A 20,574-nucleotide genomic window follows, 5' to 3' on the forward strand; every position below is an offset into this window, starting at 1 on the left:
GCTGAGCGCATGACCGAGGAGCACTCCCCCTCTCCCCATCCGGTGATGGCCGTCGTCCGGCGCATTCCGGCGACGCTGACGATGGTGCTGCTGATCATCGCGGTGGGGGTCGTCTGGAGCGGCCTCTGGGCGCCGTTCGAGGACACCGCACTCTTCCAGACAGTCGCCTACGGGCTCCCGAACCTCGCCGACGGCAAGTGGTGGACGCCCCTGACCGGCACGTTCTTCGTGAACCAGCCCTGGGTGTACCTGTTCACGATCGCAGGCTTCTGGGGTATGGGTTACCTGGAGTTCCGTCGCGGATCGCGCGTGGCGCTCGCCTACTACTGGCTCGGTCAGCTGTTCGCGATCTTCGCCACCGCCCTGCTGCTGTACGTGCTCTCGCAGTTCCCGTGGGCGTGGGCGGCGGAGCAGGCCCAGGCGCTCGACGTGGGAGCATCGGGCGGCACCATGGCGTGCATCGCCGCCGCGGTCGGCCTGTTCCGTCCGCCGTGGCGGGTGCGCGGCTGGCTCATCCTGCTCGGCTTCGTGTTCATCGCGATGCTCTTCTGGGGCAAGGTCGCCGACCTCGAGCACCTGCTCGCGGTGCTGCTGATCCTCGTCGTCGACCGATCGCTGCGGGTGCGGCACACGACGGTCCGCGAGCAGCGGCTGATCGCCGTGGTGGCGATCCTCGTCCTGGGCGCCGTCGAGATCATCACGACCTTCCTGCCCACGGACGGACCCTTCGGACCGACCGATCCCGCGTCGGGAGGATTCATCGACCTCGCGATCGACCTCGTCGTGATCCTCGTGCTCGTGAACGGGCTCCGTCGCGGGCGGCGCTTCGCGTGGGTGCTCGCGATCCTGCTCGGCCTGTTCAACGTCTCGGGCGCCGCGCTGGTGCTCACCCTCATCATCATCACGAGCCAGGCGGAGCTCGATCTGCGCTGGGACGGTGAGACCGAGCTCGCGATGGCCAACGGCTTCCTGTGGCTCATCATGCTCGTGTACCTGGTGTGGGTGCGACGCGCGTTCCGAGCCAAGCGCCGCGCCAAGCTGGGCATCCAGCCCGCTCCGAACGTCGATGACATGAAGCGCGAGCTGCGCACTCATGGCGGCGGGACGCTCTCGTGGATGACCACCTGGGAGGGCAACAGCTATGCCCGGGTGGCCGGCGGCATCGTCGCGTACCAGCGTCGCAACGGCGTCGCCCTGGCCCTGGCCGACCCGATCGGCCCTGCGGAGACACGCGCAGAAGCCGTGAACGATTTCATCCACGCCGTGGAGCTCGCCGGCCTCGTTCCCTGCTTCTTCAGTGCGGATGAGGCCACGCGGGCGGCCGTCCCCTCGACCTGGCGCAGCATCGTCGTGGCCGACGACACGATCGTCGACCTGCCGGGGCTGGAGTTCACGGGCAAGCGCTGGAACTCGGTGCGCACCTCACTGAACAAGGCCGGTCGCGAGGAGATGACCTTCCGCATGACGCACCTCAAAGCGGAGCCGTGGGGTGTGCAGCAGCAGCTCAGAGCGATCTCGGAGGCCTGGGTCGGAGACAAGGACCTGCCCGAGATGCGCTTCACCCTCGGCACCCTCGACGAGGCCGAGGATCCGGAGGTGAGGCTCGCCCTGGCGCTCGCTCCCAACGGCGATGTCGACGGTTTCCTCTCCTGGCTGCCGGTGTACGGCGACGACGGTGCGGTGCGGGGCTGGACCCTCGACCTCATGCGTCGCCGCGAAGGCGGTTTCGGGCCCGTCATGGAGTATCTGATCGGCTCCTCGGCCAAGCAGTTCGCCGAGGAGGGCGCGCAGATCATGTCGCTCTCCGGCGCGCCCCTCGCCCACGACTACCCGCCGGACGCCGGGATGATCGCCGCTCTCAGCGACCGGCTGGCCGATGCGCTGGAACCGGTGTACGGCTTCGGGTCGCTGCATCGGTTCAAGCAGAAGTTCCACCCCCGGTACGAGACCATGTATCTCCTCTTCCGCGACGAGAGCGACCTCACCCGCATCGGTGGAGCACTCACGCGGGCGTTCCTGCCGGATGCGACGCTGCGCCAGTTCGCGGGTGCCGGGCTCGAACTCGTGCGGGGCGGGAAGGACTGACGGAGCCCACGCCGTCCGAGAACGCGTCGGGTGGGTCGATCTCCGGATGGCGTCTGTTCTCCGACGGCGTGAGACCAAGTGAGTACGATCGGTGTCGTGCTCGATGAAGACCGCCTCCGCTCGATGGCCGACGAACTGAGCCGGGTTCCCGGCGTGCGTGCCGTCGCATTGGGCGGCAGTCGCGCCCGCGGGACGCACCGACCCGACTCCGACAACGATCTGGGGCTCTACGTGGACTCGGATGTCGACCGCGCCGGTATCGCGCGCGTGGCGAGCGGGTGGACGGGCGAACCCGTCGAGGTCGCCGAGCGCGGCGGATGGGGACCCTGGGTCGACGGCGGCGCCTGGCTGATCGTCGACGGCGTGCCGGTCGACCTCATCTTCCGCGACGTCACCCGCGTCGGAGAGCAATGCGCTCGCGCCGTCCGCGGCGAGTTCGCCTTCCACACCCAACCGGGTCACCCCCTCGGCTTCCTCGATGTCGCCTATGCGGGCGAGGTGGCCACCAGCGTGCCGCTTCGCGATCCGGAGGGACTCCTGGTCGGTCTGGCACGGAGCGTCACCCCCTATCCCGCGGCGCTGCGCGAGGCGTTCCTCACGAGCCTCGGGCAGGTCGACTTCCTGCTGAACGCGGCCGTGAAGGGCGCGAAGGCGGGAGACGTCGCATACGTCTCCCTCTGCGGAACCACGACGGCCATGCTGACCGCGCACGCCTGGCACGCCGCCGCCGGGAACTGGGTGACGAACGAGAAGGGGCTGGTGCCGAACGTGGCACGCCTCCCGATCGACTCGGCGGGATTCAGCGCGTCGGCGGCACTGGCACTCGGGAATCTCGGCACGACGCCGGAGGAGTTGCTCGCCTCGATCACGCGGTTGCGGGAGCTGCCGCGTCCGGCAGCTCCCGCAACCTGATGCTCAGCCGACGGTCTCGACGGCTTCGACCGGAGTCGCTCCCACACCATCGGTGACCGGGCGCTTCGCGGTGTTCGCGATGTGTGCACGGCTGACCACGATCACGGCGACGATCATCAGTGCGACACCGAGCCAGTACGGGGCGGCGTGGCTGACCAGCGCGTAGAGCGCCCCCGCGATGAGCGGGGCGGCCGTGCCCATGGCCGCGTTCAGTGACTGCGTCGCTCCGCCGAGCCAGCCCTGCTCGTCGTCGCCCACCGCGTTCGACATGGCACCGTCCATCGCCGCCTGGGATGCTCCCTGGCCGGCAGCGAGCATGAGCGCACCGACGATGAACACCCACGGCTGGGCGAAGATCGACGCGACGATGGCGAGCGCCGCGAGACCGACCATCTGCGCGACGATGCCGCTGATGATCACGCCGCGCTCACCGATGCGCGGGAGCAGGATGCCGAGCAGCACACCCTGGATGAGGATGTCGATGATGCCGACGGCCGCGGTCAGGAGTCCGATCTGCGTCGGCCCCCACTGGATGGAGTCCAGCGCGAGGACGCTGAAGTTGTTCACGAAGAAGCCGAACGGCAGGGCGAGCAGACCGAAGCCGATCATCAGTCCGCGCAGCTCCTTGCGCCCGAACGCCTCTTTGAAGACCGCGAACGGCTGCACGTCACGCAGCCGGATGGCGCTGATGCGATTGCCGGGCTTGAGGCTCTCCGGAAGCAGGAAGATGCTGAGGATCGCGATCGTGAGGGCGACGGCGGAGGTGAGGAAGACGGGGAGCTGAATGCTCACCGCGGCGAGCAGACCGCCGATCCCCGGGCCGACCATGGTGCCGATTCCCGTGAGAGCGCCGAGGAGACCGAAGCGTTTCGCCCGCTGTTCCGGCGGGGTGATGTCGGCGAGGTAGGCGAAGAGGGCGGGGAGATCTCCCGCGGTCAGGCCTTGGATCATGCGCGCGAGCGCGAGGACCCAGATCGCACCGCCGATGCCGAACAGCGCCATCGAGAATGCGGCGCCGAACGCGGCGACGATGATGACGGGTCGACGACCGAAGCGGTCGGAGAGCCGGCCGAGGAAGGGGGCGACCAGGAAGGCGCAGAGGCCGTTGACGGCCTCGAGCACGCCCACCCAGATGGCGAGGTCGCTCTCGTGCGAGACGTATTGCAGCACGACGAAGGGCAGGACGGGAAGGACGACCGTCATACCGATGACGGTGAGCATCGTGAGCACGATGAGCATGATCCACGCGCGGTTCTGATCCCGTCGCGTGAGGACGTTGGGTGAAGTCATACCGAAAGTGTATCGATACCAGTTTTGGTGTCAAGCCAGGTTTGTAGTCGGTCCACGATAGACTGCGGTCATGACGAACTCAGAGCCCCTCGGACGCCGCGAGCGCAAGAAGGCCGCGACCCGCAAGGCGATCTCCGACGTCGCGACGATGATGTTCCTCGAGCGCGGCTTCGACAACGTCAGCATCCGCGAGGTCGCCGATGCGGCGGACGTCTCCCCTACGACCGTGTTCGCGCACTTCCCGCAGAAGGAGGCTCTCGTCTTCGACGAGGACGACGAACAACGCGACCGTCTGGTCTCGGCCGTGCGCGACCGGCCCGCAGGACGCACGATCAACCGCGCGATCCACGACTTCTTCGCCGCCGAGATCAGGGCGAACTTCGACGAGCACGGTGATGACGTCACCCGCGTGTTCATGCGCTTCCTCAACGAGACACCCGCCCTGCGCGATTATGCCGCGAAGATGTGGCTCCGACACGAGGATGCCCTCGCCGCGGCCATCGCCGACGAGCTCGGGCTCGCCGAGCCGGTCGCCGAGATCCGCGTCTACGCCCGATTCGTCCTGCAGATGCAACTGCTGATCAACGACAGCGAAGATCCACTCGAGACGGTGGACGCGGGATTCCGGGTGCTCGCGAGTGGCTGGGACCCTGTCGAAGAGCGTCTCGCCAGGTGATTCTCCGGCGCCGGGTCAGTCGTCGCGAGGGCGCCGGCGAAGACTCTTGACGTCGGTGCGCCGTTGCTTGGCCTTCAGTCGGCGCTCCTTCGACCCCCGACTCGGCTTCGTCGGCCGTCGCGGTGGTGCCGGCGGGCGCAGAGCCTCTGCGACGAGGGCGACGAGCCGCTCCCGCGCCGCATCCCTGTTGCGCAACTGGGCACGGTGCTCGGACGCGGCGATCGTCAGCACTCCATCGACCAGGCGAGCGCTCAGTCGGTCGAGCAGCCTCTCGCGCTGATGCGGTGAGAGCACCGCGGAGTTCGCCGCATCCCAGACCAGTTCAGCGCGGGAATCCGCGGTGTTGACGCCCTGTCCCCCCGGCCCGGATGACCGCGAGAAGCGCCACGACAACTCAGCCTCGGGGATCGTGAGACCCGACGAGACCCGCAGACCGGGGCGATGGGCGGAAGGCATGTGTCCATCATCGGGCCTCGCGGGGCCATCGCGCCTCACCCGGATAGCATGGCGAGGGCGGCAGGACCTGTTTTCCCGAGCAGTCGGCGCCGCCTCATGCGGAGCACGAATGAACTCATACCGGCAGGACGACTGGGCAGCGAGCCCGTCGTATCCGTCGACCGTGAACGAGCCGTATCTGATGGGCACCGGCGTCGTCACCGCCGAGGACACCGGCACCCGCCCGCTCTCCCCTCCGCACAGCCACGCCGACCCGATGCTGGCCTGGTGCTATCGCGGCACGGTGTGGGTGCACCTGCAGGACACGAGGTGGCGCCTCGCTCCCGGTCAGGGCGTGTGGATCCCCGCACGCACCCCGCACACGGCCCATCACGAACCCGACTCGACCGGCTGCTACACGTACATCCCCGACTCATCGCTGATCGCCCCGATCGACGACATCACACGGGTGCTGGTGCCGCGCGCGGTGCAGGAGATGCTGCTCCACCTCGGCATCAACGACATGCCCACCGACCTGCGCGTGCGCATCCAGTCGGTGCTCATCGAGATGCTGCAGCAGCCGCTTCCCGAGGCCGCGAGCGAATGGGGCGAGGTGCCGATGCCGGCGGATGAGCGGGTCGCCCCGCTCGTGCAGGCCGTTCTCGCCGACCCCGGCGACCCCCGCAGTGCGATCGAGCTGTTCCTCGCGCACGGGCTCCACGAGCGTACGGTCCTGCGCATCTTCCAGAACGACGTCGGCATGAGCTTCGGGCGGTGGCGCACCGGCGTGCGGATGACCCTCGGGGCGCGCCTGATCGTCGACGGCACTCCGATCGGTGCGGCCGCGCACCGCTGCGGCTACGCCACGACGAGCGCCTTCTCCGCCGCGTTCAAGGAGCGCTTCGGACTCACTCCCCGGCAGCACGTGGCGCGCGTGCAGGCCGACGCGGCGCACCAGCTGTACTGGCGGTGACCTCGGGGCGATCCTGATCCCCTGACGGCGAATCCGACCGTCGTTGTCGGTTCCGCGATACAAGTCGTCGCTCCCGCGACACTGAGCGCAGGATCCGCGTTCTAGCATCGTTCTGTTAGGGCATGCTTACCTAACTTCTCGCCGCGTCGACGCGGCAACACCCTCCCCCCTTCCCGAAGGAGAACCATGTCGCTCGCTTCTGCGCGCCCGAAGATCCGCCGAGGCTCGGCCCTCGTCGCCGCGGCCGTCGCCGCCGCCCTCACCCTCGCCGGGTGCTCGTCCACCCCCGAAGAATCGAGTTCCGCCTCCACCGCAACGGACGGCGTGGTCATCGAGCACGGCCACGGCAAGACCGTGATCCCCGAGAAGCCGCAGCGCATCGTCACCCTCGGCTGGATGACGGCCGACATCGTCGCCGCCCTCGGCACCAACCCCGTCGGCATGGAGGAGGTCTGGGGTGCAGGCGACAGCGGCTACCAGCCCTGGTTCGAGGACTATGTCACCGAGGAGTACGGCGAGACCCCCGAGATCATCCCCTTCCTCGAGGACGGCCCCAACTACGAGGCCATCAAGGAGCTCAAGCCCGACCTGATCCTGAGCCTCTACTCCGGCGTCTCCGACATCGAGTACGAGCGCCTGACCGAGATCGCCCCGACCGTCCCCTACATCGAAGGCCCCTGGAACCCGGGAACCTGGGAGGACATGACCCGCACGGTCGGCAAGGCACTGTCCGAGGAGGACAAGGCCGATGAGCTGATCGCCGAGACCGAGAAGCAGATCACCACCCTGGCCGGCGAGCACCCCGAGTTCGAGGACAAGACCTTCGTCTGGGGTCTGACCCTGAACGAGGGCGGCACCGACCTCGGCGTCTACCTCGAGTACGACCCCCGCGTGCGCATCACCGAGGCCCTCGGATTCACCTCGACCCCGGCGATGGACACCTTCCTCCAGACCGCGGAGGGCGACAACTGGTACACCGGCGTCAGCCTCGAGAACCTCTACGACGTGGAGGCCGATCTGTTCGCGGCCTGGGGCGGCAGCGCCGACGAGGGCACGTACACGGTCGAGAACAAGGTCGTGTCGCGCTGGAACCCGATCGCCAACGGCTCGTACGTGATCTACGCCGACGACGCCGAGGCCTCGGCCATCAGCGCGCCCACCGTGCTCTCGCTGAAGTACATCCTGCCGACGTACGTCGACGACCTCGCCGGGGCACTCCAGGGCGAGCCCACCATCACCGGCAAGTGATCCGAGAGATGTCCCTGGCGACGGATGACGGCACGGACGTCTCGAACACGGGTGCGGGGAGTCGTGCAGTCGACTCCCCGCACCGTAACGGGACGCTCGTGGCGGGACTGGTCATCTCGGTCGTGGTGCTGGCCATCGCCGCCATCGCCTCGCTCGCCGTCGGTGCCCGCGCGATCGACCCCGTCACCGTGCTGCAGTCCCTCTTCTCCTACGACGACGAGAACCCGCTGCACCTCATGGTCATGGAGCTGCGTGTGCCGCGCACCCTGCTCGGCATCGTCGTGGGTGCCGCTCTCGCGGTGTGCGGCGGCCTGATCCAGGCCTTCACCCGCAACCCGCTGGCCGACCCCGGCATCCTCGGTGTGAACGCCGGTGCATCCTTCGCCGTCACGTTCGCCGTCGGTGTGCTCGGCCTCACCGCCCCCGGCGCCTACGTGCCCTTCGCCCTCGGCGGAGCCTTCGTCCTCACCATGCTCGTCTACATACTGGGCTCGTTCGGAGCCTCGGGGGCGACCCCCATGAAGCTCACCCTCGCCGGCGTCGCCCTCGGCGCGGCCTTCACCGGCTTCACCACCGCGATCGTGCTGCGCGACCACAGCACCCTGCAGGTGATGCGGTTCTGGGGCGTCGGCTCGATCGGTGGACGCACCCTCGACCAGCTCACCTGGGCCGTGCCTCTGATCGTCGCCGGTCTCCTGATCGGACTCCTGTGCGCGCGCTCCCTGAACGCCCTGGCCCTCGGCGACGACCTGGCGCAGGCCCTCGGTGCACGTGTGCGCGTGACTCGCATCCTCGTCATCATCGCCGTCACCCTGCTGGCCGGAACCAGCGTCGCCGCCGCCGGACCCATCGCCTTCGTCGGGCTCATGATCCCGCACGTCGTCCGCTGGTTCACCGGCCCCGACCAGCGCTGGGTGCTCGGGTACTCGATGATCATCGGCCCCGCCTTCCTGCTGTTCGCCGACATCCTCGGCCGCATCGTGCTCCCGAACGGGGAGATGCGCGTCGGCATCGTCACGGCCCTCCTCGGAGCCCCGATCCTGATCATGCTCGTGCGTCGCAAGCGGGTGAGCGGCCTGTGAGCATCGACCAGAAGCCCGTCGCTGCACCCCGCGCAGACGCCGCGCCTGCCGCGTTCGTGCCGGTCGATCACGGACGCCGCCTGTTCCGGATCGAGACCGCGCGGATCGCCGCGCTCATCCCGGTGCGATCCGTCGTCGTCAGCCTCCTGCTGGTCGTCGTGATCATCGGCGCGGGCCTGTTCTCCATGACTCTCGGCGCCTACGAGGTCGACTTCGCGGCCGTCATCCGAGCGATCTTCGACCCCGCATCCGACCCCGACATCCGCCAGGTGGTGTTCGAATGGCGCCTGCCGCGCGTGCTGTTCGCGGTGCTGTGCGGAGCAGCCCTCGCGCTCGCCGGCGGCATCTTCCAGTCCCTCACCCGCAATCCGCTCGGCTCCCCCGACATCATCGGCTTCGGCATCGGCGCACAGTTCGGTGTGACGCTGGTCATGATCGTCTTCGAGCTGAACACCTACATGTTCAAGGCGGCGGGTGCGCTCGTCGGAGGCCTGTTCACCGCGCTGCTCGTCTACGTGCTCGCCAGCAAGAACACGATGTCGTCGTTCCGGCTCATCATCGTCGGCATCGGCGTCTCGGCGGGACTCGGATCCCTCACCTCGTGGATCCTGATCTCGGTCAGCGTCGAGAAGGCCATGATGGCGGCGACCTGGGGTGCGGGCTCGATCGCCTCGCTCGGCTTCGACCAGCTGATCCCGGCGGCGATCGTGTTCGCGATCGTGACCCTGCTCTCCCTCCCCCTCGCCCGCACGCTTCCCGTGCTCGAGATGGGCGACGACGCGGCGACCGCCCTCGGCATCAGTCCCGGTCGCACCCGTCTCGCAGCGATGGTGTTCGGCGTCGCCCTGGTCGCGCTGGTGACCGCCGCGGCCGGCCCCATCTCCTTCATCGCCCTCGCGGCCCCGCAGATCTCGCAGCGCCTCACCCGCTCGAACACCCCGATGGGCACGGTGCCCGTGATGCTGACCGGCGCCGCCCTCGTCGTGGTGTCGGACGCCGTGGCCCAGCTCGTCGCTGTGCCGGTCGGCGTCGTGACGGTGTCGGTCGGCGGCCTCTATCTCGCCTGGCTGCTCGCTGCCCAGTACGCGCGCCGCACCTGAAAGGAACACCCATGACCGCTTCGCTGCGGGCCCGCGACATCACGCTGGGCTACGGGGACACCCCGATCATCTCCGACCTCACTCTCGAGGTTCCCGACAACTCGTTCACGATCATCATCGGACCCAACGCGTGCGGCAAGTCGACCCTGCTGCGCGGATTCGCCCGGCTGCTGCGCCCGACCACCGGCGCCGTGCTGCTCGACGGCGACGAACTGCGTTCGCTCAAGCCGAAGGAGGTCGCCCGCAAGCTGGGTCTGCTCCCGCAGTCGTCCCTCGCCCCCGACGGCATCACGGTCGCCGATCTCGTCGGTCGCGGGCGGTTCCCGCACCAGAGCGCCCTGCGCACGTGGAGCAGCGCCGACGAACGCGCCGTGTCCGAGGCCATGGCCGCGACCGGGGTCACCGATCTGTCGCGGCGCCTGGTCGACGAGCTCTCCGGTGGGCAGCGGCAGCGCGTCTGGGTGGCCATGGCCCTCGCCCAGCAGACCACGCATCTGCTGCTCGACGAGCCGACGACCTTCCTCGACATCGCGCACCAGATCGACCTGATGGAGCTGTTCGCCGACCTGCACCGCAGCGGCACCACGCTCGTCGCCGTGTTGCACGACCTCAACCATGCGGCCCGTTACGCGACGCACCTCGTGGCGATGCGCGACGGGGCCATCGTGGCGCAGGGCGATCCGCGCGCGATCATCACGGCCGAGCTCGTACACGCCGTGTACGACCTTCGGTGTCGTGTGATCACCGACCCCGTCTCCGGGACGCCGCTGGTGCTCCCGCTCGGTCGGCGGACACCGTGACGCCCACGCCGCGGAGGCTCTTCGGGATCGCGCTGAAGTCGGAGGGGCGTGGCATCGCCCTCGCCGGAGCGACCGCGCTGCTCATCGTGCATGCGCTCGCCGAGGCGACGATCCCCGTGATCATCGGCGCGACGATCGACCGCGCCGTGCTCCCCGCCGACCCCGCAGCTCTCGCGCTCTGGCTCGGCGTGCTGGTCGGCACGTTCCTCGTCCTGACCCTGAGCTACCAGTCGGCGTCCCGCCTCATGGTGTCGATCTACGGCTACGGCGAGCAGGCGCTGCGCCACCTCACGCTCTCCCGGATGCTGCGACCGCGGCTCTCCCGCCGCACGGTGACCCCCGGTGAGGCCCTCACCTTCGTCACGTCGGACACCTATCGGGTCGCCGGCGTCGCCTGGTCGGTCGCGCAGCAGTGCTCCACGATCGCCGCGATCCTCGGAGCCGGTCTCGCGATGCTGGTGATCTCGCCCGTCGCGACGCTCGTCGTATTCGGCTCGACCATCGCGATGATGTTCGTGATGCAGGTCGTGTCGCGCCCGCTGGAACGCCGTGGCCTCGTCGAGCAGCAGGCGGCCACCGAGGCCGGGGCGGTCGCCGCCGACTTCATGAGCGGATTCCGGGTGCTCGTGGGCATCGGCGCCCGCGAGGAGGCCGTGCGCCGCTACATCGCCGCGAGCGACACCTCTCGACGCGCCGCCACGGCGGCCGGCCGATCCCTCGCGTCATACGAGGCGGTGAGCGCAACGCTGGCCGCGATCGCGACCACCGCGCTGGCGGGTATGTCGGCCTGGTTCGCCTCCGAGGGCCGCATCAGCATCGGCGAGCTGGTCACGGTGCTCGGGCTCGCCCAGTTCATCAGCGGCTACCTCGCGTATGCGGGCTCCTTCCCCTCGAACTGGATCCACAAGCTCGCCTCGGCCAAGCGACTCGCCGAGGTGATCGACGCCGACGACCTGCTCGATGCGCCCGTCGCGGCGGCCGCCCCGGCACGACCGGCGGAGGACGTCGTCCTGACCTTCCGCGCGGGATCCGCCTCCGCGCCCGTCGAGGTGCGCGAGCGCGAACTGCTCGGCATCCGTCCCGCCGACAGCGACACGGCCCGCGCCCTCTCGCGTCTGCTCGGTCTGCGCACCCGACCCGACCGCGGCCGGGTCGCGCTCGCGATCGACGGCGAATTGCACGACCTGACCGACCTCGACCCGGTCGAGTATCGCCGGCGCGTGGTAGCCCCGCCCCACGGGCAGACGATCGTGAGCGGCTCCCTGCGCGAGGCCGTGCGCGGTCACGGCGTGGAGGACCAGCCGCACGCGCCCTTCATCGAGATGGCGGCGCTGCACGACACCGTGGTGCAGGTCGGAGGGTGGGAGTCAGAGGTAGGAGAGGCCGGGCGACGCCTCTCGGGCGGACAGCGCCAGCGCATCGGCATCGCCCGAGCCCTGCACGCGGAGGCCGACGTGCTCGTGCTCGACGAGCCCACCTCGGCCGTCGACGCCATCACAGAGGCGCACATCGCCCGCGCCCTTGCAGAGCACACCGAGACCGTGATCGTGATCACCACCTCGCCGGTGCTGCTCGGAGCCTGCGACCGGGTCGTCGAGCTTCCCTCCGAAGGATCGGATACACGCCATGAGTGACTCGACCTCGACCGCCGCGCTGCTCCCGATCGCCTCCGGCTCCCGTGTGCGGGCCGTCGTGGGTGGGTTGCTGCGACAGCATCCCGGTCGTACCGCCGCTGTCGCCGCGCTGTTCCTCGCGGCATCCGCTCTCGGGATCGTGATGCCCGCGTGCCTGGGGCGCATCGTCGATGCCGTGTCGTCCGACGCGGGCTTCGCGACCATCGCCGGGTGGGTCGCCGGTGCGGGTCTGGGCGCCATCGGTGCCGCTGTGGTGATGCTGTGGGCCGTGCGCGTGCTCACCGGCTTGGTGCAGGACATGCTCGCGAGCCTGCGTGAAGACGTGTTCGCCTCGGCGATGCGGCTGCCCGTCAGCGCGGTCGACGACGGAGAGAGCGCCGATCTGCTCTCCCGCGTGACCGGCGACGTCGATGCCGTTGCCGAAGCCGGAGGGAACGTCGCTCCGACCCTGCTGTCCGCGGGGTTCGCGATCGGCGTCTCGGTGGTCGCGCTGACCGCTCTGGATCCCTGGCTGGCGCTTGCGGGCCTCGCCTCCGCGCCGTTCTACATCCTCGGTACGCGCGCTTTTCTGCGGAAGTCCCGCGTGGTGTTCCGCGAGGTACGGGTGCGCGAGGCCGCGCGCAGCCAGGCCGTGCTCGACGCCGTGGAGGGCATCGAGACCCTCACCGCGTTCAACGAGCAGGAGCCCGCTCTCGAGCGGGTGCGCGAGCGCGCGGTGGCGTCGATCCACATGCAGATCGAGGGCGTGCGGGTGACGAATCGCCTGTTCCGCTGGATCAACGGCGGTGAGCTCGTCGGGCTGGCCGCGATCCTCGGCGCCGGATTCCTGCTGCAGTCCGCCGGCGCTGTCACGGTAGGCGCGGTCACCACTGCTGCGCTGCTGTTCCATCGCCTGTTCGGCCCGGTCGGACAGCTGATCTTCGGACTCGACGACATCCAGCGGGCAGCCATCGGTCTCGCGCGACTCGTCGGGGTCATCGATCTCGCGCCCGCGCCGGCCGCCCAGAGCCCGGAGACGGAAGCTGCACCACCGGCATCCGCGGGCATCGAGGTGCGGGACGTGACGTTCCACTACCCCACCACCGGCCGGGGGATCAGCGGCGTGACCCTGCGGGTCGACCCCGGCACCACGGCGGCGCTGGTGGGCACCTCGGGGTCGGGCAAGAGCACGCTGGCGCGCGTCATCGCCGGACATCACCCGCCGACGTCGGGAAGCGTGCACCTGGCGTCCCGCACAGACGCCCCGTACTACCTGTCGCAGGAGCTGCACCACTTCCGGGGCAGCATCGCCGACAACCTGCGCCTCGTCGCCCCCGAAGCGAGCGGCGACGAGATGGCGGCGGCGCTGCGGGCGGTCGGGGCGCAGTGGGCGGTCGAGGCGATGCGTCGTGAGGAGTCCGCAGAGGGCGAGAGCTCGTCCGCCGATTCCGTCGTACCGCTCGACGAGGGGCGCATCCAGCAGCTTGCGGTCGCCCGCGCCTTCCTCGCCGACCCGGATGTGGTGATCCTCGACGAGGCCACCGCAGACGTGGGGCTCCACCACCGCGAAGCCGTCGAAGACGCGATCGCGGCACTGCGGGAGGGACGCACGGCGGTGCTCATCGCCCACCGACTGCAGCAGGCAGTGACCGCCGAGCAGATCGTCGTCTTCGCCGACGGACGGATGACGCAGCGCGGCACGCATGAAGAGCTCCTCGCGACCGAGGGGCTCTACCGCGACTCCTGGCTCGCCCAGACCCGCAGCACATCCACCCGCACCGAGCCATCCCCCACCGACCCATCCCCCACCCAAGAGATTCGCCCTACAGAGACGGAGACTCCGTGAGCATCCACCGCGGCATCGTCAGCAGCACGACCACCCTCACCCCGACCCTGGTCCGCGTCACGCTCGGCGGCGAGGGGGTCGCCGACTTCCTCAGCACCGGCATCGGCGACGAGTACGTGCGGGTGTTCTTCCCGCACGGCGAAGACCCCAAGGATGTCTCATTGCCCGTACCGGCGGGCGACTGGTGGGAGACGCCCGAGGGTGCACCCGAGGCCCCGATGCGCACCTATACGATCAGCGGCGTGCGCCCGGATGCCGGCGAACTCGACATCGACTTCGTGATCCACGAGGCAGGTGTCGCGGGCCCCTGGGCCGCGCGGGCGGAGCCGGGGCACGTACTCGGCTTCAACTCCCCGACGGGCCTGTACTCGCCGCCGGAGGGCATCACCTGGCAGGTGCTCGTCGCCGATCTCACCGGACTTCCGGCCGTGGCGCGCATCATCGCCGAGGCCCCGGAGGGCGTGCGCACGAGGGTCGTGCTCGAAGTGCCGAGCGAGGCGGACCGCGTCGCTCTCGAGGTGGGCGCCGACGTCGAGGTCACCTGGGTGGTCGGCGGCAACGGCCACGGTCCCAGTGCGCTCGGTCCGCTCGTGCGCGGCATCGTCGACGACCGGCTCCCGCTCGACGAGGGCTACGTGTGGGTGGCCGGCGAGACCGTGGCGCTGCGCGACGTGCGCAAGTACCTGCGCAAGGAGCTCGGCCTGCCCGCGACCCGGTTCAAAGTCGTCGGCTACTGGACGCCGGTCGCGGCCTGGGACGAGAAGTTCGCCGCCCTGCCCGAGTCGGTGCAGAAGGAGTTGGACGCGATCTGGGCCGAGTCCGAGGGGGATGAGCCGGAGGACGTGCAGGTGCGCTTCGAGGAGAGACTGGACCAGTTGGGGCTGTGAGGCGGATCCTCCCCGGGAACCCCGTCGTGTTCCGGTCGCAGTTCCTGCCGTTCTGCGTGCGTCGAGGCGGCAGCAACTGCGACCGGAACGGGTGAGATGGCTTCAAATGGACGCGACGGCGGGAGTCGAACCCGCAACGCCTTCAGGTATGAACTGAGGCCCGGGACCGCCCGGATCGCCGCGATGGGACTGACGTTACCCGGCCGTGATCTTCCCCGCCAGGATGGTTGCCTGGGATAACCCTATGAGTCTGCGGATGACGCCTCTTCGTCACCCGGCGTCATCGGGCTCCGGGGCGTCGAGGGCGCGCAGCAGGCGTCCGACGGCCTCCCGCAGCTCGCTGCGATGCGGCTCAGACAGGGCCACCGTGTACTCGACGCCCTCGGGGATCCAGAGCAGTCCGTACATGGCTTCGCGCCAGTCCGAGCCGCCGACGGGCCAGCGCGTGCGGTCTTCGCCCACAGCGGTCGCGCCCTGCCACCACGGGCCGAACTGTTCCTGCATCTCGGCGAGCGGCAGCTCCATCACGGCGGCCGCCTCGACCTTCTGCGGCGACCACGACGAGGCGACGAGCACGCGCTCCTCGATCTCGTCCTCGGTGATCTCGCGCCGTGTGAACAGCACGCGAGTGTGCTCGACCGCGGCGATGCGGTCGACGCGGAACGTGCGCCAGTCGTCGCGATCGAGGTCCCAGCACAACAGGAACCACTTGCGCCCGGCGGGCGCGAGGGCATGCGGCTCGACGCGGCGCACGCTCTCGCGCCCTTCCCCGTCGACGTAGCGCAGCCGCAGCCGCTCGGTGTCGCGGGTGGCGAGCGCGATCTCCCCGAGCACCTCGGGTGAGACCACCGGCCCTTCTCCGATGCGCGGCGCCTGCACCGATGCGGCGAGCGCGTTCACCCGTTGCCGCAGCGCCGATGGAAGCACCTGCTCCAGCTTCGCAAGAGCCGTGAGCGTCACGTCGGGTCCGCCGACCAGCTGCTGCGTGGCGGCGACGCGGAGTCCGATCGCCATGGTCACCGCCTCGTCGTCGTTGAGCAGCAGCGGAGGCACGGCGCTCCCCGCCTCCAACCGGTATCCGCCGGCCGCACCGGGCGTCGACTCGACCCGATAGCCGAGTTCGCGCAGCCGATCGACGTCGCGGCGCACGGTGCGCTCGGTCACCCCCAGCCGGGTGGCGAGTTCCGTCCCCGGCCAGTGCCGGTGCGTCTGCAGCAGGTTGAGCAGAGCGAGAGCACGGGAGGTGGTGTCGGTCATGCGTCTCAGATTGTCAGAATACGCGGACAGGATCTGTCCGCATTGGTTCTTACGCTCGCTCCCATGAACGAATCCCTCATCGAGACCGAAGGCCTGACCAAGGTCTTCACCGTCAAGAAGACGCCGGTCCACGCCGTGACCGACGTCTCCTTCACCGCCGTGCGCGGCGAGCTCGTCGCCTTCCTCGGTCCCAACGGCGCCGGCAAATCGACGACTCTGCGGATGCTGACCACCCTCATCCCGCCCACCTCCGGCCATGCGCGGGTCGTCGGCCACGACATCCGCTCCGACGCGGCCGGGGTACGCGCACGCATCGGGTATGTCGGTCAGCTCACGAGCGGCAGCTTCTCGCAGCGCGTGCGCGACGAGCTGCTCAGCCAGGGCGCCTTCTACGGCATGTCGCGTCGGGACAGCGCCCGGCGAGCGGACGAGCTCATCGACTCCCTCGATCTCTCGTCCTTCGCGACCCGCAGTGTGCAGCAGCTCAGCGGCGGACAGAAGCGCCGACTCGACATCGCGCTCGGACTCATGCACGCACCTCCCCTCATCTTCCTCGACGAGCCCTCCACCGGACTCGACCCGCAGAGCAGGGCCAACCTCTGGGAGCACATCCTCGACCTGCGCACGCAGCACGGCACGACCGTCTTCCTCACCACGCACTATCTGGAAGAGGCCGACCGCTACGCCGAGCGGGTGATGGTGATGGACAAGGGGCGGATCATCGCCGACGACGACGCCGCCTCCCTCAAGGCGACCCTTGCCGGCGACGTGCTCACTTTCGGATTCGCGGATGCCGCCGAGGCGGCGAGCGCCCGCGCCGTGGTCGCCCGTCTCAGCCCGGCGCCGGTGACCGCGGACGGGCAATCGATCTCCCTCGCCGTGCAGGACGGCGACCGGCTGCTCCCGGTGATCGTGCGCGAACTCGACGCCGCCGGGATCCTGGTCCGTCGGGCCACAGGAGTACCGCCGACGCTCGATGACGTCTTCCTCGCCCTCACCGGCCGCACCCTCCGCGATGCCGGAGAAGGAGCGGATGCCACGGGCGAAGCATCCGCTCCCGGCGCCCCCGAGAACAGCCCCGCCTCCGAGAACCGCACGACAGGAGTCCTCTCATGACCGTCAACGACACCCTCGTGCGCCCGAACCTCGCGCGCGACACCCGGAACGTGCTGACGCGCGAACTCAAGCCCGTGCTCCGCGACCCGTTCACGCTGATCTTCAGCCTGCTGCAGCCGCTCATCTTCCTCGGGCTGTTCGCGCCCCTGCTGATCGGCGACTCCGGACAGCCGGCCGGTGAGACGCTGGCGTGGTTCGTGCCGGGCGTGCTGGTGATGATCGTGCTGTTCGGCACCGGGTCGACCGGGTCGAACCTGCAGTACGAGATGATGACCGGCTCGCACGAGCGCACTCTGGTCGCCCCGCTCGCCCGGTCCTCACTGCTGGTCGGACGCGCCCTCAAGGAGATCGCACCGATCGTCGTGCAGGCTCTGGTGATCGTGCTGATCGCCTGGCCGTTCGGATTCGCGGCCGACATCCCCGGTCTGCTCATCGGCCTGGCACTGCTGGCCGTGTTCGGGGTGGGTCTCGGCTCGCTGTCGTACTCGCTGGCTCTTGCGACGAAGGATCGGGAGTGGCTGTTCTGGGGTGTGCAGCAGTCGCTGATCTTCCCGCTGCTGATCCTCTCCGGCATGCTGCTGCCCCTGGACGCGGCGCCCGACTGGATGCGGGTCGTCGCCTCGGTCAACCCGGTCAACTGGGTCGTCCAGGCCGAGCGTGCCCTGTTCGCGGGAGACCTCGGCGATGTCACCGTGTTGTGGGGCTGGGTCTCGGCGCTCGCCGTCGCGGTCGTCGGACTGATCGTCGGAGTCCGCGCGATCCGTCGCAGCAACTGACCGCGCCCGATGGTGCGCCGCTGCGGGCATGCCGAAACCCAGACGCAGTGGCGCATCATCCGCGCGTCGTGGCGCGACACCCCGACGGTGGAACGAAGCGTCTGGGTTTCGGCAGCGCCGAGGAGCGCGCTCAACGGCGCAGGGAGTCGTCGAACGGGTTCGGCTCCAACGTGTAGTCGGTCGACGCGTCCGCCCAGGTTCCCCCGTCGGCGGGCAGTCGGCGTCCGCGCACCGCGGCCAGCGCTCGGGTCGCCGGCGCGCCCATGGCCAGCGCCACCGCACCCTGCACCGTGCGATCCTCTGCGCCGAGCACACTCGCCCGATGCCAGGCCTCGTGCAGTGATCCGCCGCGGGCCGACGGCACCCGCCGCGCCGGCAGTGCCCCGGAACGCCGCAGCGCCACGAGCTGCTCGACCCGTTCCCACCACGTCGACTCGCCATCGGGGTGGAAGTAGTTGTCGCGCAGCCAGTCGGGGTGCGGATGCCGGAAGCGCCCCGCCACGACCTCGCTGCGACCGCCGAGCAGCCCGCTTCCCACGAACACCGTGTTCAGCAGGTCCTTGCTCACCCCGAACGCGTCGAGGGCGATCACGGGCACACCGAGAGCGGTGGCCTCGATCGCGGCGGTGGAGCTCACCGTGACGAGGCCCGCGGCCGTCTCGAGCGCGGTGCTCATCGAGTCGTAGGAGAAGACGAGGTTCGGCGGCAGGCGCGACGGCAGCAGCCCCGCATACGGTTCGCGCTCGAGGTGGGTCTCCGACTCCCCCGGCCGCGAACGCAGCTTCACCACCACACGGCGACCCGGCTCGGCCTCGGCCGCCCGCACGAGCATGGCCGCGATCTCGGCCCGCTGGTCTTTCGCGAGCGGAACGAGGGCCTGCGCGGCGAAGACGACGTCGGTCGCCGGTGGCTTGACCGGGGCAGGCCGCGGAGGGCGCTCGGCGACCGCGACGCCACCGCCCCGCGCGGCGAGACCGGCTCGCCGACCCGCCACCGCATCGATGCCGACGCGCTCCGGACGCAGCATGCGCTGCCGCCGCCGGGCGAACGGGAGGGTGGCGAGCGCCACCGGCGTCTGCACCCCGATGCGGCGGCCGAGTTCTTCGAAGGCCCGCACCTCCCTGTGGGAATGCACGACCAGCAGATCGGTGTGGCGGCGATAATCCAGCGCCCCGCGCTGGGCGGGGATCGCCATGCCGGGCAGTCCCGAGACCGTGACCGGTCGATGCTCCAACGCGTCGATCACGCGTCCCATCAGCCGCACGAACGGTCCGCGCCCCGCGAGCAGGACCACGTCGGGGCGCTGTCCGGCCAGCCAGGCCTCCGTCTGCGCGAACCCGATGCGGGTGACGTCATCCGGTCTGAGCGTCGTGCCGGCGAGAGCCGTGCGCTGCTGCTCCGCGCTGGCCGTGAGCGGTGTGCGCACGAGCAGCAGGTGCGGGCGCACACCCGGCACGGAACCGAGAAGGGAGGCGGCCCACTTCACGAACGAGTCGGCATCCGCGATGGCGACGACGCGGATGCCGGTGGCCGCCGTCATGCCGGAACGCGGCGCAGCTTCGCCATCGGCGCACGCTCGCTGTCGAACACCCGCTTGACGCCGTCGCCGGTCGCACGCTCGATCACACGGATGTCGCGTACGAGGTGCTCGAGGCCCGTCGGCTCGAGCGAGGCCGCATGGTCGGATCCCCACATCGTGCGGTCCAGGGTGATGTGGCGCTCGACGGCGACGGCTCCGATGGCCACGGCGGCGAGAGAGATCTGCAGTCCGCGCTCATGACCCGAGTAGCCGACGGGCACTCCGGGATAGCGGTCGCGCAGCGTCGCGATCACCCGCAGGTTCGCCTCTTCCGGCTCCAGCGGGTAGGTCGACGTCGCGTGCATGAGGACCACCCGATCGGTGCCGAGCGTGTCGAGCGCCCGGTCGATCTGCTCGATGGTCGACATGCCGGTGGAGAGGATCACGGGCTTGCCGGTCTCTCGCAGCGCGATCAGCAGTTCGGTGTCGGTGAGGCTGGCCGAGGCGACCTTGTGGGCCACCACGTTCAACTCTTCGAGGAACGCGACGCTGGGAACGTCCCACGGCGAGGCGAACCAGTCCAGGCCGAGCATCGTGGCGTGGTCGCCGATCTCGACGTACTCGTCGCGCCCGAACTCGACACGACGGCGGTAGTCGAGGTAGCTCATCACACCCCAGGGCGTCTCGCGCGGAACGTCGCGCATGTGCTCCGGCGTCGAGATCTCCGGAGTGCGCTTCTGGAACTTCACGGCATCGGCACCGGCTCGGGCCGCGACGTCGATGAGCTTCTTCGCGATGTCGACGTCGCCGTTGTGGTTCAGGCCGATCTCTGCGATGACGTAGGCAGGACGCCCTCCGCCGATCACTCGTGAGCCGATGCTGACAGTCATGATTCCTCCGGTGTTCGAGCGTTGGTGCTACCCCTCCTTCCTGGATACGGGCCGAGGATGAACACCGGG

At 69.7% G+C, this 20,574-nt stretch carries 18 protein-coding genes and 1 tRNA gene; 13 read left to right on the plus strand and 6 right to left on the minus strand.

Annotated elements, in window-relative coordinates:
* Positions 1-9: 9 nt before the first annotated feature.
* Complete coding sequence (locus GZ64_RS0115365; RefSeq protein ID WP_029260034.1) at positions 10-2,085, plus strand: bifunctional lysylphosphatidylglycerol flippase/synthetase MprF; 2,076 nt, start codon at positions 10-12, stop codon at positions 2,083-2,085.
* Positions 2,086-2,181: 96 nt separating this feature from the next.
* Entirely contained in the window at positions 2,182-2,997 is an 816-nt protein-coding gene (locus GZ64_RS0115370; RefSeq protein WP_029267421.1) for a nucleotidyltransferase domain-containing protein, read from the plus strand.
* Positions 2,998-3,000: 3 nt separating this feature from the next.
* Here the strand turns inward: GZ64_RS0115370 and tet(42) are convergent, their stop codons facing one another.
* Positions 3,001-4,287 carry a tetracycline efflux MFS transporter Tet(42) gene (gene tet(42) / locus GZ64_RS0115375; RefSeq protein WP_231479911.1) on the minus strand — a complete coding sequence of 429 codons (1,287 nt, stop codon included), beginning with the start codon at positions 4,285-4,287 and terminating at the stop codon, positions 3,001-3,003.
* 70 nt (positions 4,288-4,357) lie between these two features.
* Between tet(42) and GZ64_RS0115380 the strand changes: the two genes are divergently transcribed.
* Positions 4,358-4,963: a TetR/AcrR family transcriptional regulator gene (locus GZ64_RS0115380; protein ID WP_029267425.1), complete on the plus strand. Its 606-nt coding sequence runs from the start codon at positions 4,358-4,360 to the stop codon at positions 4,961-4,963.
* A gap of 15 nt (positions 4,964-4,978) precedes the next feature.
* On the opposite strand, the gene arfB is transcribed toward GZ64_RS0115380, so the two are convergent.
* Positions 4,979-5,419, minus strand: coding sequence for an alternative ribosome rescue aminoacyl-tRNA hydrolase ArfB (gene arfB, locus GZ64_RS0115385; protein ID WP_029267427.1), 441 nt, complete (start codon positions 5,417-5,419; stop codon positions 4,979-4,981).
* Between the two features lie 109 nt (positions 5,420-5,528).
* On the opposite strand from arfB, the gene GZ64_RS0115390 reads away from it, so the two are divergent.
* From GZ64_RS0115390 to GZ64_RS0115425, 8 genes are all read left to right on the plus strand, one after another.
* A complete protein-coding gene (locus GZ64_RS0115390) occupies positions 5,529-6,371 on the plus strand; it encodes a helix-turn-helix transcriptional regulator (protein WP_029267430.1) in 843 nt (280 codons plus the stop codon).
* A 186-nt stretch (positions 6,372-6,557) separates the two neighbouring features.
* Positions 6,558-7,619 carry an iron-siderophore ABC transporter substrate-binding protein gene (locus GZ64_RS0115395; RefSeq protein WP_029260029.1) on the plus strand — a complete coding sequence of 354 codons (1,062 nt, stop codon included), beginning with the start codon at positions 6,558-6,560 and terminating at the stop codon, positions 7,617-7,619.
* Between the two features lie 8 nt (positions 7,620-7,627).
* Positions 7,628-8,701, plus strand: a complete 1,074-nt coding sequence (locus tag GZ64_RS0115400) for a FecCD family ABC transporter permease (RefSeq protein ID WP_029260028.1) — start codon at positions 7,628-7,630, stop codon at positions 8,699-8,701.
* A complete protein-coding gene (locus GZ64_RS0115405; protein WP_029260027.1) occupies positions 8,698-9,801 on the plus strand; it encodes a FecCD family ABC transporter permease in 1,104 nt (367 codons plus the stop codon). The genes GZ64_RS0115400 and GZ64_RS0115405 overlap by 4 nt, the downstream gene beginning before the upstream one ends.
* Positions 9,802-9,812: 11 nt before the next feature.
* Complete coding sequence (locus GZ64_RS0115410) at positions 9,813-10,601, plus strand: ABC transporter ATP-binding protein (protein WP_029260026.1); 789 nt, start codon at positions 9,813-9,815, stop codon at positions 10,599-10,601.
* Positions 10,598-12,235 carry an ABC transporter transmembrane domain-containing protein gene (locus GZ64_RS0115415; protein WP_036271721.1) on the plus strand — a complete coding sequence of 546 codons (1,638 nt, stop codon included), beginning with the start codon at positions 10,598-10,600 and terminating at the stop codon, positions 12,233-12,235. Before GZ64_RS0115410 ends, GZ64_RS0115415 begins: the two co-directional genes overlap by 4 nt.
* Positions 12,228-14,060, plus strand: a complete 1,833-nt coding sequence (locus GZ64_RS0115420) for an ABC transporter ATP-binding protein (protein WP_051668088.1) — start codon at positions 12,228-12,230, stop codon at positions 14,058-14,060. The genes GZ64_RS0115415 and GZ64_RS0115420 overlap by 8 nt, the downstream gene beginning before the upstream one ends.
* Positions 14,057-14,947 (plus strand): siderophore-interacting protein, encoded by an 891-nt coding sequence (locus GZ64_RS0115425; protein ID WP_029267434.1) that lies wholly within the window; start codon positions 14,057-14,059, stop codon positions 14,945-14,947. Before GZ64_RS0115420 ends, GZ64_RS0115425 begins: the two co-directional genes overlap by 4 nt.
* A gap of 107 nt (positions 14,948-15,054) precedes the next feature.
* On the opposite strand, the gene GZ64_RS19895 is transcribed toward GZ64_RS0115425, so the two are convergent.
* Positions 15,055-15,130, minus strand: a tRNA-Met gene (locus GZ64_RS19895).
* Positions 15,131-15,217: 87 nt separating this feature from the next.
* Positions 15,218-16,204 (minus strand): helix-turn-helix transcriptional regulator, encoded by a 987-nt coding sequence (locus GZ64_RS0115430; protein WP_029267435.1) that lies wholly within the window; start codon positions 16,202-16,204, stop codon positions 15,218-15,220.
* A gap of 63 nt (positions 16,205-16,267) precedes the next feature.
* On the opposite strand from GZ64_RS0115430, the gene GZ64_RS0115435 reads away from it, so the two are divergent.
* Positions 16,268-17,320 carry an ABC transporter ATP-binding protein gene (locus GZ64_RS0115435; protein WP_036331642.1) on the plus strand — a complete coding sequence of 351 codons (1,053 nt, stop codon included), beginning with the start codon at positions 16,268-16,270 and terminating at the stop codon, positions 17,318-17,320.
* On the plus strand, positions 17,317-18,096 hold the full coding sequence (locus tag GZ64_RS0115440; protein WP_029267438.1) for an ABC transporter permease: 780 nt from the start codon (positions 17,317-17,319) through the stop codon (positions 18,094-18,096). The genes GZ64_RS0115435 and GZ64_RS0115440 overlap by 4 nt, the downstream gene beginning before the upstream one ends.
* 130 nt (positions 18,097-18,226) lie before the next feature.
* Here the strand turns inward: GZ64_RS0115440 and GZ64_RS0115445 are convergent, their stop codons facing one another.
* Both GZ64_RS0115445 and GZ64_RS20075 read right to left on the minus strand, forming a co-directional pair.
* The gene (locus GZ64_RS0115445; RefSeq protein WP_051668090.1) at positions 18,227-19,636 is read right to left on the minus strand and encodes a DUF6716 putative glycosyltransferase; all 1,410 of its coding nucleotides are present in this window, start codon (positions 19,634-19,636) and stop codon (positions 18,227-18,229) included.
* Positions 19,633-20,505, minus strand: a complete 873-nt coding sequence (locus GZ64_RS20075; RefSeq protein ID WP_021201165.1) for an N-acetylneuraminate synthase family protein — start codon at positions 20,503-20,505, stop codon at positions 19,633-19,635. The genes GZ64_RS0115445 and GZ64_RS20075 overlap by 4 nt, the downstream gene beginning before the upstream one ends.
* Positions 20,506-20,574: the final 69 nt, after the last annotated feature.

Origin of the sequence: Microbacterium sp. Cr-K32 (genome assembly GCF_000708345.1) — a bacterium.
In the GTDB taxonomy this organism is placed as follows: domain Bacteria; phylum Actinomycetota; class Actinomycetes; order Actinomycetales; family Microbacteriaceae; genus Microbacterium; species Microbacterium maritypicum_A.

What these genes read in the sequence shown, in the direction of transcription:
- GZ64_RS0115365 (WP_029260034.1), top strand. Translation starts at nt 10, where the DNA reads ATGACCGAGGAGCACTCCCCCTCTCCCCATCCGGTGATGGCCGTCGTC.
- GZ64_RS0115380 (WP_029267425.1), top strand. Translation starts at nt 4,358, where the DNA reads ATGACGAACTCAGAGCCCCTCGGACGCCGCGAGCGCAAGAAGGCCGCG.
- arfB (WP_029267427.1), bottom strand. Translation starts at nt 5,419, where the DNA reads ATGCCTTCCGCCCATCGCCCCGGTCTGCGGGTCTCGTCGGGTCTCACG.
- GZ64_RS0115390 (WP_029267430.1), top strand. Translation starts at nt 5,529, where the DNA reads ATGAACTCATACCGGCAGGACGACTGGGCAGCGAGCCCGTCGTATCCG.
- GZ64_RS0115395 (WP_029260029.1), top strand. Translation starts at nt 6,558, where the DNA reads ATGTCGCTCGCTTCTGCGCGCCCGAAGATCCGCCGAGGCTCGGCCCTC.
- GZ64_RS0115400 (WP_029260028.1), top strand. Translation starts at nt 7,628, where the DNA reads ATGTCCCTGGCGACGGATGACGGCACGGACGTCTCGAACACGGGTGCG.
- GZ64_RS0115410 (WP_029260026.1), top strand. Translation starts at nt 9,813, where the DNA reads ATGACCGCTTCGCTGCGGGCCCGCGACATCACGCTGGGCTACGGGGAC.
- GZ64_RS0115420 (WP_051668088.1), top strand. Translation starts at nt 12,228, where the DNA reads ATGAGTGACTCGACCTCGACCGCCGCGCTGCTCCCGATCGCCTCCGGC.
- GZ64_RS0115430 (WP_029267435.1), bottom strand. Translation starts at nt 16,204, where the DNA reads ATGACCGACACCACCTCCCGTGCTCTCGCTCTGCTCAACCTGCTGCAG.
- GZ64_RS0115435 (WP_036331642.1), top strand. Translation starts at nt 16,268, where the DNA reads ATGAACGAATCCCTCATCGAGACCGAAGGCCTGACCAAGGTCTTCACC.
- GZ64_RS0115440 (WP_029267438.1), top strand. Translation starts at nt 17,317, where the DNA reads ATGACCGTCAACGACACCCTCGTGCGCCCGAACCTCGCGCGCGACACC.
- GZ64_RS0115445 (WP_051668090.1), bottom strand. Translation starts at nt 19,636, where the DNA reads ATGACGGCGGCCACCGGCATCCGCGTCGTCGCCATCGCGGATGCCGAC.
- GZ64_RS20075 (WP_021201165.1), bottom strand. Translation starts at nt 20,505, where the DNA reads ATGACTGTCAGCATCGGCTCACGAGTGATCGGCGGAGGGCGTCCTGCC.